This is a genomic window from Shewanella sp. YQ_9 (genome assembly GCF_043103185.1).
In the GTDB taxonomy this organism is placed as follows: Bacteria; Pseudomonadota; Gammaproteobacteria; order Enterobacterales; family Shewanellaceae; genus Shewanella; species Shewanella algae.
Window position 1 is genome coordinate 146,912 of sequence record NZ_JBICJO010000014.1, and the last position, 17,287, is coordinate 164,198.

At 50.6% G+C, this 17,287-nt stretch carries 12 protein-coding genes; 5 read left to right on the top strand and 7 right to left on the bottom strand.

Going from position 1 to position 17,287, the window contains the following annotated elements:
• Positions 1 to 12: 12 nt before the first annotated feature.
• From ACF8D4_RS04235 to prmB, 3 genes are all read right to left on the bottom strand, one after another.
• A complete protein-coding gene (locus ACF8D4_RS04235) occupies positions 13 to 1,200 on the bottom strand; it encodes an MFS transporter (RefSeq protein ID WP_392468415.1) in 1,188 nt (395 codons plus the stop codon).
• Positions 1,201 to 2,295 (bottom strand): chorismate synthase, encoded by a 1,095-nt coding sequence (gene aroC / locus ACF8D4_RS04240; RefSeq protein WP_044734287.1) that lies wholly within the window; start codon positions 2,293 to 2,295, stop codon positions 1,201 to 1,203. It lies immediately after the preceding gene.
• 96 nt (positions 2,296 to 2,391) lie between these two features.
• Positions 2,392 to 3,336, bottom strand: coding sequence for a 50S ribosomal protein L3 N(5)-glutamine methyltransferase (prmB, locus tag ACF8D4_RS04245; RefSeq protein WP_208183422.1), 945 nt, complete (start codon positions 3,334 to 3,336; stop codon positions 2,392 to 2,394).
• Positions 3,337 to 3,420: 84 nt separating this feature from the next.
• Here prmB and smrB point away from each other — a divergent pair, with 84 nt between their 5' ends.
• Complete coding sequence (smrB, locus tag ACF8D4_RS04250; protein WP_107004651.1) at positions 3,421 to 3,951, top strand: endonuclease SmrB; 531 nt, start codon at positions 3,421 to 3,423, stop codon at positions 3,949 to 3,951.
• Positions 3,952 to 4,122: 171 nt separating this feature from the next.
• Here the strand turns inward: smrB and sixA are convergent, their stop codons facing one another.
• Positions 4,123 to 4,593, bottom strand: coding sequence for a phosphohistidine phosphatase SixA (gene sixA / locus ACF8D4_RS04255; protein ID WP_025010454.1), 471 nt, complete (start codon positions 4,591 to 4,593; stop codon positions 4,123 to 4,125).
• Positions 4,594 to 4,764: 171 nt separating this feature from the next.
• Between sixA and ACF8D4_RS04260 the strand changes: the two genes are divergently transcribed.
• The 3 genes from ACF8D4_RS04260 (at position 4,765) to ACF8D4_RS04270 (ending at position 12,778) form a co-directional block, all read left to right on the top strand.
• Entirely contained in the window at positions 4,765 to 7,554 is a 2,790-nt protein-coding gene (locus ACF8D4_RS04260; RefSeq protein WP_144159345.1) for an insulinase family protein, read from the top strand.
• Between the two features lie 289 nt (positions 7,555 to 7,843).
• Positions 7,844 to 12,091 (top strand): EAL domain-containing protein, encoded by a 4,248-nt coding sequence (locus ACF8D4_RS04265; protein ID WP_144191576.1) that lies wholly within the window; start codon positions 7,844 to 7,846, stop codon positions 12,089 to 12,091.
• 153 nt (positions 12,092 to 12,244) lie between these two features.
• Positions 12,245 to 12,778: a hypothetical protein gene (locus tag ACF8D4_RS04270; RefSeq protein WP_144191575.1), complete on the top strand. Its 534-nt coding sequence runs from the start codon at positions 12,245 to 12,247 to the stop codon at positions 12,776 to 12,778.
• A 196-nt stretch (positions 12,779 to 12,974) separates the two neighbouring features.
• Here ACF8D4_RS04270 and ACF8D4_RS04275 read toward each other — a convergent pair whose 3' ends face one another.
• The 3 genes from ACF8D4_RS04275 to ACF8D4_RS04285 form a co-directional block, all read right to left on the bottom strand.
• Positions 12,975 to 13,193, bottom strand: coding sequence for a hypothetical protein (locus ACF8D4_RS04275; RefSeq protein ID WP_231473623.1), 219 nt, complete (start codon positions 13,191 to 13,193; stop codon positions 12,975 to 12,977).
• A 163-nt stretch (positions 13,194 to 13,356) separates the two neighbouring features.
• Positions 13,357 to 15,810 carry an ABC transporter permease gene (locus ACF8D4_RS04280; RefSeq protein WP_144191574.1) on the bottom strand — a complete coding sequence of 818 codons (2,454 nt, stop codon included), beginning with the start codon at positions 15,808 to 15,810 and terminating at the stop codon, positions 13,357 to 13,359.
• Positions 15,810 to 16,622: an ABC transporter ATP-binding protein gene (locus ACF8D4_RS04285; RefSeq protein ID WP_107004646.1), complete on the bottom strand. Its 813-nt coding sequence runs from the start codon at positions 16,620 to 16,622 to the stop codon at positions 15,810 to 15,812. Before ACF8D4_RS04285 ends, ACF8D4_RS04280 begins: the two co-directional genes overlap by 1 nt.
• Here ACF8D4_RS04285 and ACF8D4_RS04290 point away from each other — a divergent pair.
• On the top strand, positions 16,561 to 17,235 hold the full coding sequence (locus ACF8D4_RS04290; RefSeq protein ID WP_335900857.1) for an arylesterase: 675 nt from the start codon (positions 16,561 to 16,563) through the stop codon (positions 17,233 to 17,235). The genes ACF8D4_RS04285 and ACF8D4_RS04290 overlap by 62 nt on opposite strands.
• Positions 17,236 to 17,287: the final 52 nt, after the last annotated feature.

Genomic DNA, 17,287 nt, shown 5'->3' on the forward strand with positions numbered 1-17,287 from the left:
TGTAAGAAATCATCAGGCGTCAATGGGGTCACTCTGTGATTGACGCCTGGAGTCGCTACCCGGAATAGCCAGCACGGCCAACATGGACAGCAAGGCGCACGCGGCGGCAAATACCCAACACCAGAAGGCGCCGCTGCCATCGCCCCAAATCAGGCCGCAGATCCAGGTGCCCAAAGCGCCGCCGACGCCAAAGCTCAAACTGGCGTAAAGTGCCTGGCCCTTGCTGCGGTGACTGATATCAAAATTACGGTGAACAAACTGGATGGATGCCGCATGGGTCAAACCGAAGGTAAAGGCATGCAGCAGTTGGCTGAGCCCCAAAAGCAACATGCTTTCGGCGCCAAAAGCCACCAGCAGCCAACGCAGCGCCGTCATGCCTATACTCACCAGCAGCAGCGTCTTGACCCCATAGCGACCGAGTAACCTGGGCGCTATCATAAACATGAAGATTTCCGCCATTGCCCCGAGAGCCACAAAAATACCGGCGCTGGCCTCTGTGTAACCCACCTGTTTGAGATAAAGCACGAAAAAGCCGTAGAAAGGCCCTGCGCTGGCTTGAAGCAACATGGCAGACAGTAAAAACCACAGCAGCGGCCGCCCGAGTTTGAGTGCCGGCTTATCCTGCCCGGCCCCCGCCGAAGCCCGATTCGAAGGCAAGGGTAAGGCACTGCCCAGTAACCCAAGAAACAGACTCAGCCCCACATAAAGCAGCACTTCGGGGCCAAATTCCTTGATGGCCCAGCCTGTGCCCACCACCAGCACGATATAGCCGACACTGCCGAAACTGCGAATGAGGCCATACTTGTTGGCTTCAGCCCCCAGGGTTTCCAGGGTGATTACCTCAAGCTGCGCCAGAATCGCATTCCAGAAGAAGGTATAGAGGGCCAGACTCAGCGCCAGATAGAGAAAGCCACCATGATAAAAGAAACTCAGATAGGTCAAGGCGGCGGCAAAGGCGCCGAGCTTGATAAGCTCAGAGCGCATGCCGGTGCGATCCGCCACCAGCGCCCAGACATTGGGCGCGACTATGCGGGTTGCCATGAGTATGGCCAGCAGAAAGCCTATTTCGGCGGCGTCGAAACCGCGGTTGTCAAAAAATACCCCCAGATAGGGCACCATGACACCGAGTATGCCAAAGAAGAAGAAATAGCAGGCAGAAAGCCAGGCGAGCTGTCCCCCTGCGGGAAACAGTCCGTGCATTTATCGCATTCCAAGTACAGGTGTAAAGCTGCTGACATCCTGGTTTTGGGCCCGATGACGCAGCAAGTGATCCATCAAGACTATCGCCAACATGGCTTCGGCAATGGGCACGGCGCGGATCCCGACACAGGGGTCGTGCCGCCCCTTGGTCACCACTTCAGCCTCAGTGCCCTGCACTGTCATGCTCTTGCCTGGCACGCTGATACTGGAAGTGGGTTTCAGCGCCATATGCGCCACTATGGGTTGCCCGGAAGAGATACCCCCGAGCACACCGCCGGCATGGTTGCTGTCAAACCCGGCAGGCGACATCAGATCTCTGTGCTCTGAGCCCTTTTGGTTGACGACGGCAAAGCCATCGCCGATTTCAACGCCCTTGACCGCATTAATTCCCATCAGCGCATGGGCAATATCGGCATCGAGACGGTCAAATACCGGCTCGCCAAGGCCGACCGGCACATTGGTGGCCACCACACTGACCTTGGCACCGATGGAATCACCGGATTTTTTCAGCTCGCGCATATAGTCATCCAGCGCTTCCAGCTTGGAGGCATCGGGGAAGAAAAAGGGGTTCAGTTCCACCTGTGCCATATCCAGAGTGTCGGCGCAAATAGGCCCAAGCTGGGAGAGATAACCCTGGATCTCAATGCCGTGTACCGCCTTGAGGTATTTCTTCGCCACGGCCCCTGCCGCCACCCGCATGGCAGTTTCCCGCGCCGAGGAGCGGCCACCGCCGCGATAATCGCGCAGGCCATATTTTTGCTGATAGGTATAGTCGGCATGTCCGGGACGGAACAGATCTTTGATATTGGAGTAGTCCTGGCTGCGCTGATCGGTATTTTCAATCAACAGGCCGATGGAGGTGCCTGTGGTCTTGCCCTCAAACACGCCGGAGAGAATACGCACCTGATCCGGCTCGCGCCTGGCTGTGGTATAGCGGGAAGTACCCGGACGGCGACGGTCGAGATCCTGCTGCATATCGGCTTCGGTCAGCTCAAGCCCTGGCGGGCAGCCATCGATAATGCAGCCGAGTGCAAGCCCATGGCTTTCACCAAAAGTGGTGACGACAAAGTTCTGACCTATGCTGTTTCCCGACATCCGCTTAATTTCCCCCTGGAGATAAAATGACCGAGCGCTGAGGTTCGGCCATCCGAACCTCGCCTTTACTGGCCCATTGGCTAATGGGCCGCTTTATTATTCACTGTCTTTAAAGATGGCGAACAGTGATTGATTTTCAACTAGCTGATCTTTTGTCAGCACAAACACCCCATCACCACCATTTTCAAAGCTGACCCAGGTGAAAGGTACATCGGGGAACTGCTCAATCAGGTGCACCATGGAGTTACCCACTTCAACCACCAGAATACCGTCATCTGTGAGGTAATCGGCGGCATTGGCCAGAATGCGTTTGGTGATATCCAGGCCGTCTCGACCGGACGCCAAACCAATTTCCGGCTCATGGCGATACTCATCCGGCATATCGGCAATATCTTCGGCATCGACATAAGGGGGGTTGGATACAATCAGATCGTACTGCGGCGCTCGTGGCACTGCGCTGAAAAGATTGGACTGCATGGGAAACACCCTGTCCATCACGCCGAGCGACTCAACGTTTATCTGCGCCACTTCCAGTGCATCCTCGCTGATATCCAGCGCATCGACCTCAGCCTCTTCAAACTGATAGGCACAGGCGATAGCGATGCAACCGCTGCCGGTGCAGAGATCGAGGATCCGTCTTACCGGCTTGTTGTAGAGCCAGGGACCGAATCCGTTTTGGATCATCTCAGCAATGGGTGAACGCGGTACCAGCACCCTTTCGTCCACATAGAAGTCCAGCCCGGCAAAACGGGCGGTGTTGGTCAGATAAGGCACGGGCAAGCGCTCGCGTACCCGGCGGATGATAAGCTCAACTATCTTGTGTTTTTCGCTGCTGGTGAGATTGGCGTGGATCACCTGCTGACCAATGTCATCGGGCAGATGCAGGGCGTGAAATACCAGAGAAACCGCTTCGTCCCACGCGTTATCTGTACCATGACCATAATAAACATTGGCGTCATTGAAACGGCTGACGGCCCAGCGCAACATGTCGCCTACCGTCCGCAATTCAGTGACGGCTTCATCCACAAAGATCTTATCCAAAATCCGACTCCGGCTTTATTCTTATTCCGCCCCCATTGTAACTGAAGTCTGTTCAGAAGAAACAGGATTCAATAAAATAGCCTAATGAACGAAGAAAACGACAAAGAAGGCCTGGCGGAATTTCAGGCACTGGTATCCGGGATCACCCCGCTCGACCAGGATAAACGCCATTTCCGCCCGCCGAGCAAAACCAAGAAGCAACTGGCTGAAAAAGAAGTTCAGATCCAGGCGGACAGTTATTTTTCAGACGTTTACCAGCCATTATTGCCAGTTAACGGCCCTATGCGTTGGTGTCGGAACGATGTGGACGCCATGGAAGTCAAACGTCTGCGTAGAGGCGATTATGTGCCTGACTTTCTTTTGGATCTGCATGGTTACCGCCAAACCGAAGCCAAGCTGGAACTGGCAGCCTTGATCCAGGCCTGTATCCGTGAACACAGCCCTTGCTGTAGTGTCATGCACGGCTACGGCACCGGCATTCTCAAACAGCAGTTACCCATGTGGCTGGCGCAGCACCCCAAGGTCAAAGCCTTTCACCAAGCTCCCAAAGAATGGGGCGGCGATGCGGCGCTGTTGGTACTGATAGATATCGGTGAACATCCCCACAGACGCTAGCCACAGTAGAGCTGCCCCCTTTTAAAGACTTAGCGCGATAAATGCAAGGAACCCGGCCATGGCCGGGTTCCTTGTTTAGCTGGCGCTTTAAGATTCATCTTTTAATCACATAAGGCGCATGATTTCAGGTTAGTTGCAGCACTAAAGGCGGCTTTAAACCTGGGGAAAGCACTAGGCGATATTGTGCGGCCCTTGCTGCCACATCACGCTTGCCTGCTGACCATGTACATCAATAAGTGCCACTGACGAGGTCGCAAATAACGGCGGCTCAATGCCGGCCACCAATTCACTGACCATATAACCCAATAGTGGCATGTGGGCTATCACCAACACCTTGTCAGCCTTGAACTGTTCCGCGTATGCCTTCACCAGGCTGGCAGCCATTTCAGGGTCAGCAGATGGTACCAATTCATCCAATACCATCCATTTACGCGGTTCAGGAAAGTGCTTTCCCAGTTCTTGCCAGGTCTGCTGCGCTCTGAGGTAGGGGCTTACCAACACCAGATCAAAGGCAGAGACTGAATCATTCAGCCAGTTGCTCATCTGTGTCGTATGGAGGCGTCCGGCATCAGTCAGCATTCGCTCCCGATCCGAGGGTGCTTCGAAACTGGCCTCACCATGGCGCATTAGAAAAAGCTGCATACATCACTCACTACAGAAAAAGTTCTTATGGTTCTATGTCAATTGTAGCCGTTTATAGCGCGGCAACAAACCGCACAGCTCTCAATCTTTAGTCGAAAAATCCAAGAGATATTTGCCAAAAAAGCATAAGGCTATCAATATATAACAATCTGTCTATACGGGAGTTATCCCTTGAGCACTTGCCAGTCTGTCATTTCCAGCCCCAATGACCACCGCAGCTATCGTCATCTGACTCTGACCAACGGCCTGCGGGTGTTGCTGGTGCAAGATATGCATTCTGCCCAGGCCGCCGCATCCATGGCGGTCAATGTCGGCCACTTCGATGATCCTCAATCCCGCCCCGGGATGGCACATTTTCTCGAACACATGTTGTTCCTGGGTACAGCCAAATTTCCCGAGGCAGGAGGTTATCACAGCTTTATCAACCAACATGGCGGCAGCAATAATGCCTGGACGGGCACAGAGCACACCAACTTCTTCTTTGCCATAGATCCCCTGGTATTTGCCGAGGCACTGGACAGATTCAGCCAGTTCTTTATTGCACCTTTGTTCAATCAGGAGTTGGTGGACAGAGAAAGACACGCCATAGAATCTGAGTTCAGTCTCAAGCAGAAAGATGATATCCGCCGTATCTATCAAGTATTGAAAGAGACGGTCAACCCGGCGCACCCTTTCAGCAAGTTTTCCGTCGGTAACCTGCAAACCCTGGGCGGAGACGAGCAACAGCTCAGGGAAGAACTGCTTGCCTTCTACAAGAGCCATTACAGCGCCAATCTGATGACCCTGTGTCTGGTGGCTCCCATGGCAATCGATGAGCTCGAGCAGTATGCCAGACGCTATTTTTCGGCAATAGAAAATCATGATCTGCAAAAAACTTATCCCGAACTGCCACTGTTCTCCAGTGAGCAACTGCAAAAGCAGATCCATATAGTGCCGCTTAAAGAGCAAAAACGCCTGACCCTGAGCTTTGCCCTGCCCGCTATCGATCGCTTCTATCGCAGTAAGCCACTGACCTTCATCAGTCACCTACTTGGGAGTGAGAGCCACGGCAGCCTGTTTTCCAAACTCAAGGAAGCCGGTCTTATCAACGGGCTTTCCGCCGGTGGCGGCATCAACGGCTACAACTTCAAGGAATACAGCATCAGCATTCAGCTGACCGACAGAGGTTTGAACCAAACCGACAAGGTGGTTGCTGCTTGCTTCGGTTATATCAAACTCATTGCCGATACTGGGCTGGAAGACTGGCGCTATCAGGAAAGGGCCAATCTGCTCAAACTGGCATTTCGCTACCAGGAGCAGATAAAAGCCTTGGATCTGGCCAGTCATCTCAGCATCAATATGCAGCATTATCAGGTTGAAGATACCGTCTATGGCGACTATCGCATGGATGGCCTGGATGTCGCTGAAGCCAGAGCACTGATGAGCCTGATGACCCCGGATAATATGCGCCTGCAACTGGTGGCCCAGGATCTGGATACCGAGCAACAAGCGGCCTGGTATCACACCCCCTATCAAATTAAGCCCATAGAAGACGCCAGGCTGGCACTGTGGCGCTGCGCAGAGGCTGAAACCGGGATGGAGCTGCCAAGGCCTAACCCTTTCATCGTTGAAGACGCCATAGCCCGAGGTGAACCCAGCCGGCATCCTGAGCCGGTGATTGTCGCCGAAGGTGCCGGTTACCGTATCTGGCACAAGAAAGATGATGAGTTCAATGTCCCCAAGGGCCATCTGTATCTCTCACTCGATTCGGATCAGGCCAGCCCCACGCCGAGACATGCCGCCTTGACCCGGCTGTATGTGGAGATGCTGCTCGATCATCTGACCGAACATACCTATCAGGCGGAAGTGGCCGGCCTCAGCTACAACATCTACCCCCATCAGGGCGGGCTGACCCTGCATTTAACCGGTTTTACCGGCAACCAGGAAACCCTGTTGGCGCTGCTGATAGACAAAGCCCGGGAGCGCAGTTTTACCCAGGAGAGGTTCAACCTTATCAAACGCCAGTTACTACGCAGTTGGTATAACCATGCCCAGGCCAAACCCATCTCCCAGCTGTTCACCAGCTTGACGGTAACCTTGCAAAAACGCAGTTATGAACCACTGCGGATGGCAGAGCTGTTGGAAGATATCACCCTAGACGATCTGCATGACCATGTGAGCGCCTTCTATGAAAAAATCTATCTGGAAGGCCTGGTCTATGGTGACTGGCTGGAACAGGAAGCCCAGTCTCTGGGAAAACGACTCAGCCACATTCTGTCGCTGGTTTCCAAGCCCAGCCGTGAATCGGCCAGGGAGTTGGTCAACCTTCAGGGGAAAGGAACCGTACTCAGGGAGCTGAACATAGCTCACCCGGACAGCGCCATCATAGTCTATTACCAATCCGTGTTTGCCACTCCTGAGAAAATGGCGTTGTTCAGCCTGCTGAATCACACCATGTCGTCAACTTTCTTCCACGAGCTGCGAACCCAAAGACAACTCGGTTATATGGTGGGCACAGGCTATCTGCCGCTGAACCGCCACCCGGGGATGATCTTCTATGTACAGTCACCGACCGCCGGGCCACTGCAATTACTGGAAGCCATAGATGAGTTTATCGCCGACTTTAACTACGCCGTGATGCAGATAACCAATGAGCAGTGGGAAAGCACCAAGCAGGGACTGATCAACCAAGTCATGGAACATGACGCCAACCTCAAGACCCGCGGCCAACGTTATTGGGTCAGCATAGGCAATAAGGATTATCACTTTAATCAGCGTGAGCTGGTGGTAGCAGAAATCAAGCGCCAAACCCGGGCCGGCCTGATCAAGTTTATGATGGATAAAATGCGCACCAAACACAGCGATCGTCTGGTGCTGTTCAGCACAGGAGAACAACACAGACATCTGGAACGTCTGCAAGCCGGTTCCTTGATCACAGATTTACGCGCCTTCAAGCAACAGGCTGAGCAGTTTAACCTTTAATCCCTGGACTGCCCTTGCTCAAACGAGGAATTTTTCTCCATTCCAATTGGTATCGAAGATTGTTCCAAGACAAAGGGCTGCAGCAGTTATAATCAAAAGGTATTATATTCAATAACAGCACAGCATGCTTTTAAGTGGATGGCACAGCTCGATTTATCACCACATATCTGGGGCAGAAATGAGATAAACGTATGTGATAGAAAGGTTTAATTTTGACAATCAGGCTACTTTCTGAAAGAGTTATCATTCAACGGTACTGGCATCACTCATTATAAAATTTACTAAATTTATGCCTAAATCACTGCACGGTCTCACACTCTCCTTTTCGCTGGTGCTTGCTGTTTTATTCACTTTGGTATCATCACTTCCTGCCTCAGCCATCCCAATCCAACTTAAAGCCGATGTTTACAGCGTTCCCGAAGGGCTATCACAAAGCACTGTTACATCAATTGCTGAAGATCCGGATGGCTACATCTGGGTTGGTACAGTAAATGGGTTAAACAGGTTTGATGGAAGGTCCTTCAAACAGTTTTTTTCCAACGATGGTTCTGGATTGAAAAGCTCATTCATCCGTTCTTTAATCTATTCAAGAAAGTACCAAGCACTCATTGTTGGAACAGATTCTGGACTATCAAAATACGATCCGGAAACGGAAAGATTTATTGGTGTGAACTTTTCAGAATCGGTACTAAGCATAGATGAAAGTGATGACAAACTCTTTATCACAACACCAAAAAATACCTATATTTTCAATGAAATAGAAAAAAGCCCTATCCACAAGAGCTCAACATCTGTAAAAAATATTAAATCCGGTATCTTAATAAAAAATAGTGAATATATTCTCACTTACTCGGGTGAGTTATTACACAACAATAAAACTATCAGCCTAAATATTGAAAACATTGAGAAAATTTCTGATTCCCTGTATGCAGCAAAAAAAGATGAAATCATTGAGTTTATTGATGGGAATAGAGTAAATTCCATTCCTGGTACATACGACTCTTTAGGTGGTGACAGTGAGCACCTTTACTATACCTATGGCAACAGTATTTTTAAGCTGAACAAAGATAATTCAAGCTCTTATATCGGAAGAGTATCATCAAAAAAGTACTCTCTTAAAAGTCCATATATAAAAAAAGTTAAAAATGGAATCTTACTTTCAAATATAAATGAAGGGTTCGTTTATTTGAAGAGTAGTAAAAACCTGTTAAAAAAGCTTGACATAACCAACAAACCGACTTGGTCATTAAGCCTAGACAGTAGCGATCATGTCGTTATTGCAGATCAAAGTGATAAAATACGAATATTAAACAGTGACCTTGTTAAAGGTGAAAGTTTTGATAGTAAATTTACTGGTCCAAAGTCAGTACTGAGTGACAATAATAGATTCTTGATTGGAAATAGTGACGGGTTATTCCAACTGTCTAAAGATACTATGTCTATTAGAAAGATTATGGCTACTCCTGTATCCGTTGTGAAAAGAATAAAAGATCAGTTTTTAATTGGCACTGTTGATGGTCAGATAATATCTTTAGATGCAGAAAATCTAACCGAGATAGAAAGTTTTACTGTAGACACTCAATTCCCAGTTTTTGATATGATCAGCCATAACAATGAGTTATACATTGCAACACAAGGTGGCTTGTATAAAAAAGACAGTAGTGGTATCAATAATATTTATTCTCATGATATGGTTTTCTGCTTGTCAGCAAACAAGAATAGCGTTTATTTTGGCACGCCTAAAAACATACTCAGATATGATGGAAAAAACACTTCATTATTTTACTCCAACAATAAATCCATATTCTCAATTGTCGCAACAGATGAATTAATTGCCGCATCATCAATAAAAGAAGTTGTAGTGTTTAAAGACAACCAAGAGTTTGTAATCAATTCGAGTTATGGCGCTCAGTTGGAATACAACTCTCAAAGTGGCGTTATAATTAACAACAAATTACTATTTGGGGGTAATTCTGGCGTAAGCATACTAGATATAAGCGAGCTATCTGATTATATAAACTCTCAAGAAAGAATCATTCCAACCATTGACTCCCTACTCATATTCAACATAGAAGAGAGTGTTGGTGACGGTGTACTGGATAAGTCTATTCAACATACAGAAAAAGTCGTATTAAAGCATTCAGACTACCCTTTCACTCTAAAATTCAGTGCGCCTAGCAGCGATATAGATAATATCGAATTCATGTATAGCATGGAGGGACTTTCTGATGACTGGATTTCATCGAAAGGAACGAACTCAGCAACCTACACCAACTTATCTCCTGGTACCTATAACTTTCATGTTTATGCGATTAATCCTTTGACTCAGCAACAAGGCATCACCAGAACACTGCAAATTGAAATAACCCCTCCTTGGTGGCTTTCCACGCTTGCCAAAACTCTCTATGTATTGGCGATACTACTGATACTGACGGCTATCACCAAAGCCGTGCTGCGCAAGAGAGAGATCCAGCGTCAAATAGCCTTGAGTGAGGAGCGTCTAAAGCTCTCCCTCTGGGGTAGCGGTGATGAGATGTGGGACTGGGATATAGAAACGGGGCAGATATACCGCTCCAATATCTGGGGTTCTCTCGAATTTCCCCGCGACGGCCAGCGCTCCGGCCACCATGGTGAAGAGAGCAATATACACCCTCAAGATAGAGAGCGGGTAAGAGAAGCACTCAATAAACATTTTTACGGTGAAACAGATCATTTCGAAGCAACCTACAGAGTCAAAAGCAAGAGTGGTGAGTGGCTGTGGATCCTCGACAGGGCCAAAATTGTTGAGCGGGATGAGCATGACAATGCCCTTCGTATGACGGGAACCATCAAAAACATCAACAGTTTCAAGACAGCAGAAGAGCAGCTGCGCCTGTTCGAGCGGGCGATAGAGAATATCTCGGAAGGCATGTTTATTCTGGATGCCGATTTCCATTATGTTGAGGTTAACGAAGCCTGCTGTGAACTAACCCAACACAGCCGCAACCAGTTGCTCGGCACAACGCTGCAGTTCAGCCGTTATCCTGACAATTACAATCAACAAATAAAACAGTTATTGCAGCAGTACGGTCGCTGGAGCAACGATATAGAAGCCATTAAGGGCGACGGTTCAGAGTTCTTGATGGAACTCACCATAGATGCGATTTACGATGAGCAAGGGATCCTGACCCATTATGTTGGGGTGTTTTCCGATATCTCCCGTCGTAAACAGCAGGAAGAAGAGCTGCGCAAACTCACCAATAATGATCTCCTGACCGGTCTTCCCAACCGCTCCAACCTGCAAGTCACCCTAGGCAACCTGGTGAAAAAAGATCATCACCACACTCTGATGGTCCTTGACCTGGATAATTTCAAAAAGATCAATGACTCTCTTGGTCACCAAATAGGTGACGAGCTTTTGATCCTGGTCGCAGAAAGGCTGCAGCAATCTATACCCGGACACACCAACCTTTATCGCCTCGGTGGTGATGAGTTTGCCATTTTGGTAGACAAGAATCCCGATATAGGTTCCAGTGCAGTGATAGCCAGCCGCGTCATAGACGCATTCGGTCAAGCCTTTGAACTGGTAGGCGAACAGCTGGTTGTCGGCGTCAGCATAGGCATAGTGCTTTATCCCGAAGACGAGCAAAATGAGCAAGCGCTGCTGAGAAAGGCCGATATTGCCATGTACCATGCCAAGTCTGCCGGTGGTAACCGCTATCAGTTCTACTCAGAATCATTGAACCGCAATGCAATCCGGCAGTTGGAGGTAGAAAATCTCATCCGAGAGGGCCTAAAAGACGATCTGTTTGAAGTCTATTACCAGCCAAAAATCAACCTGCGTAGCGGTTTGGTGTCGGGTATGGAAGCCTTGGTTCGCTTGAATCATCCTCAACACGGATTGATCCCACCCAATGACTTTATTCCGCTGGCAGAGGAAAACGGCCTGATTGTTGAAATAGGTGACCTTGTTATGCGAAAAGCCTGCTTTGCTGCCCAACAGTGGCGTGAGCAGGGATTGTTTGATGGCCGTGTGGCTGTCAATTTGTCGTCGCGACAATTCGCGCTTCCCGATCTGCAGCAAAGAATCGCGTCAATTTTACGTCTGACCCGCCTGCCACCGGCTAATCTGGAACTGGAAATCACCGAAGGGACTGTTATCAAGCATCCGGAAAAAGCCATTAAAGTCATGCAACAACTGGCTAAAATGGGAGTCTGTCTGGCACTCGATGACTTTGGTACCGGCTATTCATCTCTGTCCTATCTGAAACGATTCCCCATTCACAGCTTGAAAATAGATAAAGCCTTTGTCGACGATATCGATAAGTCTGACAGAGACCTAAAGATGGTCGATTCCATCATCACCATAGCCCACAATATGGGGCTTTCCGTTGTGGGAGAAGGCGTGGAAGACTCATCACAACTCAGTATTTTAAAAGCGTTAAACTGTGAAGAAATACAAGGGTTTATTTACAGCAAAGCCGTACCGGAAGCTGAGTTTTCCGAGTATCTGAAACAAAATCTGCCCGCATTTACAGGAAAGAAAAATACAATTTAAAAACCAAATTTAAACCGCATATGAACCGATAAAAAGCCAAAATAAAACCAATTTAAAACTGAAATAACACTTTGGCATAACTCCTGCTTTATCTCTCTCAGCGTCAAGAAGTTAACCGCTGACTGTTACCACTACCCTGAGAGAGATAAAATAATGATTAAATCAATACTAGTTACCGCCGCCGTTGTTACCAGTTCACTGGCTTTTGCCGCCGTCCCTCACATTAAAGTACTGGACACCCAAGTCGCTGCAGTGCCACATATCAAGGTGCTAGATACTCAGGTCGCCGCAGTACCGCACATCAAGGTGCTGGATACTCAGATTGCTGCTGTGCCACACATCAAAGTGTTGGAGACTCAAATTGCTGCTGTACCACATATCAAGGTGCTGGATTCTCAAATTGCCGCAGTACCACACATCAAGGTGCTGAATACTCAAATTGCCGCTGTACCACACATCAAGGTGCTGAATACTCAAGTTGCCGCAGTACCGCACATCAAGGTGCTGAATACTCAAGTTGCCGCAGTACCGCACATCAAGGTGCTGGATACTCAGATTGCTGCTGTGCCACACATCAAGGTGCTGGATACTCAAATTGCTGCTGTGCCACACATCAAGGTGCTGGAGACTCAAGTCGCAGCAGTGCCACATATTAAAGTCGTTAACTCTGTTGAGAGCATTGCGTAAGGGGTTCCAATATGATCATATCAATCAAGAAGTTATTGGGTCTGACCAAACCAGAGCGTAAACGGGTGAAACTGCCGGAGGGTCTGTGCCACCTGGAAGTGGTTCCTGCCAGAGGTTGGTGGAACTGATGAAACAGCGAAAAAACAAGGGAGCATTTATGCTCCCTTTTGCTGTGATTTGGAATCAATAGACGATTCTAGAAGGAATGCTTGCTATCGCCGGGCCGAGTGGTTTTGCGGTACGCTAATTGCCTATGTGCATTAAATAACAACATGGCAGCGGGTCCCAGCAACAACCCGGCAGCCACCCAACGTTTAACCCCCATCCCCGCCTTGAAGGCTGAATGTCCCAGAGTGTAAGCGGAGACGCCCAGAGTCCCCGCCAAAGCCAAAGCGCCTGCCAGTATCAGTGTCAACTTGCCTCACCTCACTTGTTGCAGCGCATCCCTTCACTGTCCAAAAGAAAGCCGGAATACTACCCCAGCAGCGCTCAAAATAACAGCAAAAGGTCAGTAATTCGCCACTCAAGCCTGGCAAAAAATGGTTCGACAAAATAGCCTGACAACCAATCCCCTGGCATTACTCAAGCCTTAACAGCTCACCACAGGACTTTTGCAGCAGACTGCGACAACGCCACAGGCCAAGCAGTGCCACCAACAAGGCGCCACTGAGGGGAGCCAACAGCCACCATTGCCAGTGAGGGCTGACTCTAAGTTCAAACACCTGAGTTTTCAAAAGCCAGAGCGCAAACTCCGCCACTGTGACCGCCAGAATGCCCGCCACGGCACCTAGCAGTGCAAACTCCAACGCCGTGGCAAGCTTAAGCAAGCTTCCCGGCGCACCAAAGGTGCGTAGAACCGCCAGTTCTCGTTGGCGACTGGCCATGCCGGCTTCGGTCTGCGCTATCATCACCAGGGCACTGGCCAATACCACCAGCACCAACACCAGCGTCAGCGCCAAAGATACCTGGGCTACTATCTCTTTGAGCTGAGCCACCATGGCCCCCACATCTATGATGGAGACTGTGGGGAAATTACGGATAAGCTCAAGCACAACGGCCTTTTGGCCATCATCCAGATGAAAACTGGCCATGGAGGTATAAGCAAAGGGGGCTAAGGCTTCCTGACTGAAAATCATAAAGAAGTTGGGTTGCAGAGTTTCCCACTGCACAGAACGAATACTGGCCACCTTGACAGTCAGCGTTTGGTTATCGATAACAAAACTCAGGCTGTCTCCGACAGTAATTCCCAAGCGCTCGGCCACCCCGGACTCCACTGACACGTCATCGGTTTGTCGATTAAAATGGCCCTCAAGGATCTCATTGTTGGGCGGCAAGGTATTTCGCCAGGTGAGATTCAGTTCCCTTGAAATCCCAAGGCGCCCTCTCTGCCCCTGTTCCTGCTCTTCGGCAGTGATCACCTCCTCACCATTGATAGCGCTGAGCCGACCGCGGATGACAGGATAGATATCTGTGGCAGCAATCTGGCGCTGAGCCATAAAGTCCGCCAGCGGCTCTACTTCGTCCGGGGCTATGTTAACCAGGAAATAGTTCGGTGCATCCTCAGGTAACTGCTTCTGCCATTCGCTGAGCAAGTCCTGACGCAACGCCATTATGGTCAGCAATAACACCAAGGCGCTGGAAAAGCCCACCAGTTGTACAGCGTTTTGTCTGGCACGGCGCCGAAGGCCCGCCAGTGCCAGCGACAAGGGGTTGGTCGTACGCATGCCAACACTCTGCCCCAGGCGGATTAACAAAAACCCCATCAGGCTGAGCAGCACCCCGAGCAACACCACGCTGGCCACCACGGTCAGGGTCAAAGGCAAAGAGCGCGAGTAGAGCCAGCCGAGTAATCCCATGGCCGCCAAACTCAGCAGCAGATGCAACCACATGCCCAGACGTATTCCTTCGAGCTGGCGTTGCAACACCCTGAGCGGCGGAATAGCCAGCAGCCGCATCAGCGGATAGGCACTGAACATAAAGGCGCTGATAAACCCTGTAGCCAACCCCAAGAGAAGCGGTCTGAGCATAGGCGGAGAATAGGCGGCAATTTCCGCAGGCAAGGCTCGGCTGATGAGATAATCCAGCATCAAGCCACCGAAGATCCCCAAGCTCACTCCAAGAAAGGTCACCAGCAGCAGGTGCAGACCAAACAATAAACGGATTTGTCTTGCACTGGCGCCAAAGGTTTTCAACATGGCAACCACATCATAGTGACGCTGGCAATAACGCTGGGCGGCAATGCCGATGGCGGCGCAGGCAAGGGCTATCCCCAGCAAGCTCGCCAGCAGCAAGAATCGCTCCGCCCGCTGCACCGCCCCGGCAATCGGCGAATCGCCGGATTGTACATCAACCCAACGTTGGCTACTGGTCAGCAGTGGCTTGGCGTATTCCTCAAAACGGCTCAGCGCCTGGTTGTCCCCGACAAACTGATAAAGATATGTCACCCGGCTGCCGGGTTGAATGACCCCGGTTGCCGCCACATCATCAAGGCGCATCAACACCAAGGGGGAAGAAGCAAATGGATTGAAACCGGCATCGGGCAGCCTGTCTATCTCCTTGGCCAGCGCCATCTGGGCGTTACCCAGCTCAACACTCTTGGGATACCCCAGCAAGCCCCCAAGACGCATTTCAAACCACAGTTCACCTGGCTGCGGCAAGGCACTGGTTTCTCCTTGACGCAAGACAATTTTGCCCTTGAGCGGATAGGCATTATCAACTGCCCTGACAGTGACCAACTGAAAGGCATCACCGCTGTAAACCATAGAGTTGAACTGCAAACTCTGAGACTGCTTCAGCCCCAACGCGTTGGCCTGCTGCAGTATGCCTGCATCTATGGGGACGGGTGAATTAATGATTCGGTCGGCGGCAATAAACTTGGCCGCCTGGCCATTGATGGCGAGCTGCAATCTGTCACTGACCCGGGCCAGACCGGTGACAGACAACACCGCCAGGGTCAAGGCCAGCACAATCAATACCAACTGCCCTTGCTTGAGTTCGCGGCGAAACAGGCGCCATGCCAGCGTCCATTCCATCAGCGCCCCTCCTCTGCCGTTACCGATGCCGCCGGCACCTGGCTCTCTGTCTTGGCCTCATGCAAACCGGCCTCTTCCGGCAGGGTTTGCTGCCCCTGTTCATACAATCGCCCTTCGTGCATCTCCAACTGGCGCTCACAGCGACTGGCCAATTGCATATCATGGGTCACCAAAATCAAGGTGGTCGAACTCTCGCGATTGAGCTCAAACAGCATGTCGGCAACCTTGTCGGCGTTGTGTTTGTCCAGGTTGCCCGTGGGTTCATCGGCAAACAGCACCTTGGGTTCGCTGATAAAAGCTCTGGCGATAGCCACCCGCTGCTGCTCACCGCCGGAAAGCTGTTTCGGGTAATGATTGAGCCTGTGCCCGAGGCCAACTCGCTCCAGCATGGTTTTGGCTCGCTCTCTGGCATCCTTGATACCCGCAAGTTCAGCCGGCAGCATGACATTTTCCAGGGCGTTGAGGGTATCAACCAACATAAAAGACTGAAAAATGAAGCTGACCTTCTGCTTACGCAGCGCAGCCTTCTGCTCTTCATTCAGCCCGGCCAGGGCACTGCCATCGAGCCAAATCTCACCGGACGAGGGGGTATCCAATGCCGCCAGCAGGCCCAGCAGAGTTGATTTACCTGAGCCTGAGGGCCCAAGAATGGCCACACTCTGGCCCGGCTTGACATCCAAATTGATGCCACTCAGGATAGTCAGGTCACCTTCCTGGGTAGTGACAGTTTTTACGAGATGGGAAACCTTAATGGCACTGTTCTTCAAAATTGCTTCCTTATGCTTGCGTCCGCTGACATTGATACCAGTCATATTCTTGTTCTCTGCGCTGCCCGTCAAGGCCGCTGATGTACTGATCCTGGGGGACAGCCTGGGAGCCAGTTACGGCATGGCCGAGAAACAGGGTTGGGTCGAAGGGCTGAGACAAGCCTTACCCGAGCATAACATTGTTAATGCCTCTGTCAGCGGCGAAACCACGGCCGGTGGCCTCAGAAGATTGCCTCAGTTGCTGGAGTCGGTAAAACCCTCGCTGCTATTGGTGGAGCTTGGCGGCAATGATGGTCTGAGAGGCTTTCCGCCAACGGAGCTGAAAAACAATCTTACAAAAATCATTGCGCTGGCCCGTCAATCCGGCGCCAAGGTGCTGCTTTCCGAAGTCATGGTGCCGCCAAACTACGGCCCCAGATATGCTAACGCCTTCAGCGCCGTTTACAGTGACCTGGCCAAACAGCCCAACGTCACCCTGATGCCCTTCTTTATGACAGAGATAGCGCCCTTCCCCGAGTTGATGCAGGCCGATGGGCTGCACCCGAACGAAAAGGCCCAGCCCAAGATCACCGCCTTTGTGCTGCCCTGGGTTGAATCGGCAATCGAAGCCATCAAAGCCCCTGCCACAGACGCATCTGCGCCGGCAACAGGCGGATAAGGCAATCACCGGACATAATTGCAGCCGGACATAATAGCCGCAGGACGACATA

What these genes read in the sequence shown, in the direction of transcription:
- smrB (WP_107004651.1), top strand. Translation starts at nt 3,421, where the DNA reads ATGAACGAAGAAAACGACAAAGAAGGCCTGGCGGAATTTCAGGCACTG.
- ACF8D4_RS04280 (WP_144191574.1), bottom strand. Translation starts at nt 15,810, where the DNA reads ATGGAATGGACGCTGGCATGGCGCCTGTTTCGCCGCGAACTCAAGCAA.
- ACF8D4_RS04290 (WP_335900857.1), top strand. Translation starts at nt 16,561, where the DNA reads ATGGCACTGTTCTTCAAAATTGCTTCCTTATGCTTGCGTCCGCTGACA.
- sixA (WP_025010454.1), bottom strand. Translation starts at nt 4,593, where the DNA reads ATGCAGCTTTTTCTAATGCGCCATGGTGAGGCCAGTTTCGAAGCACCC.
- ACF8D4_RS04265 (WP_144191576.1), top strand. Translation starts at nt 7,844, where the DNA reads ATGCCTAAATCACTGCACGGTCTCACACTCTCCTTTTCGCTGGTGCTT.
- aroC (WP_044734287.1), bottom strand. Translation starts at nt 2,295, where the DNA reads ATGTCGGGAAACAGCATAGGTCAGAACTTTGTCGTCACCACTTTTGGT.
- ACF8D4_RS04270 (WP_144191575.1), top strand. Translation starts at nt 12,245, where the DNA reads ATGATTAAATCAATACTAGTTACCGCCGCCGTTGTTACCAGTTCACTG.
- ACF8D4_RS04235 (WP_392468415.1), bottom strand. Translation starts at nt 1,200, where the DNA reads ATGCACGGACTGTTTCCCGCAGGGGGACAGCTCGCCTGGCTTTCTGCC.
- ACF8D4_RS04285 (WP_107004646.1), bottom strand. Translation starts at nt 16,622, where the DNA reads ATGACTGGTATCAATGTCAGCGGACGCAAGCATAAGGAAGCAATTTTG.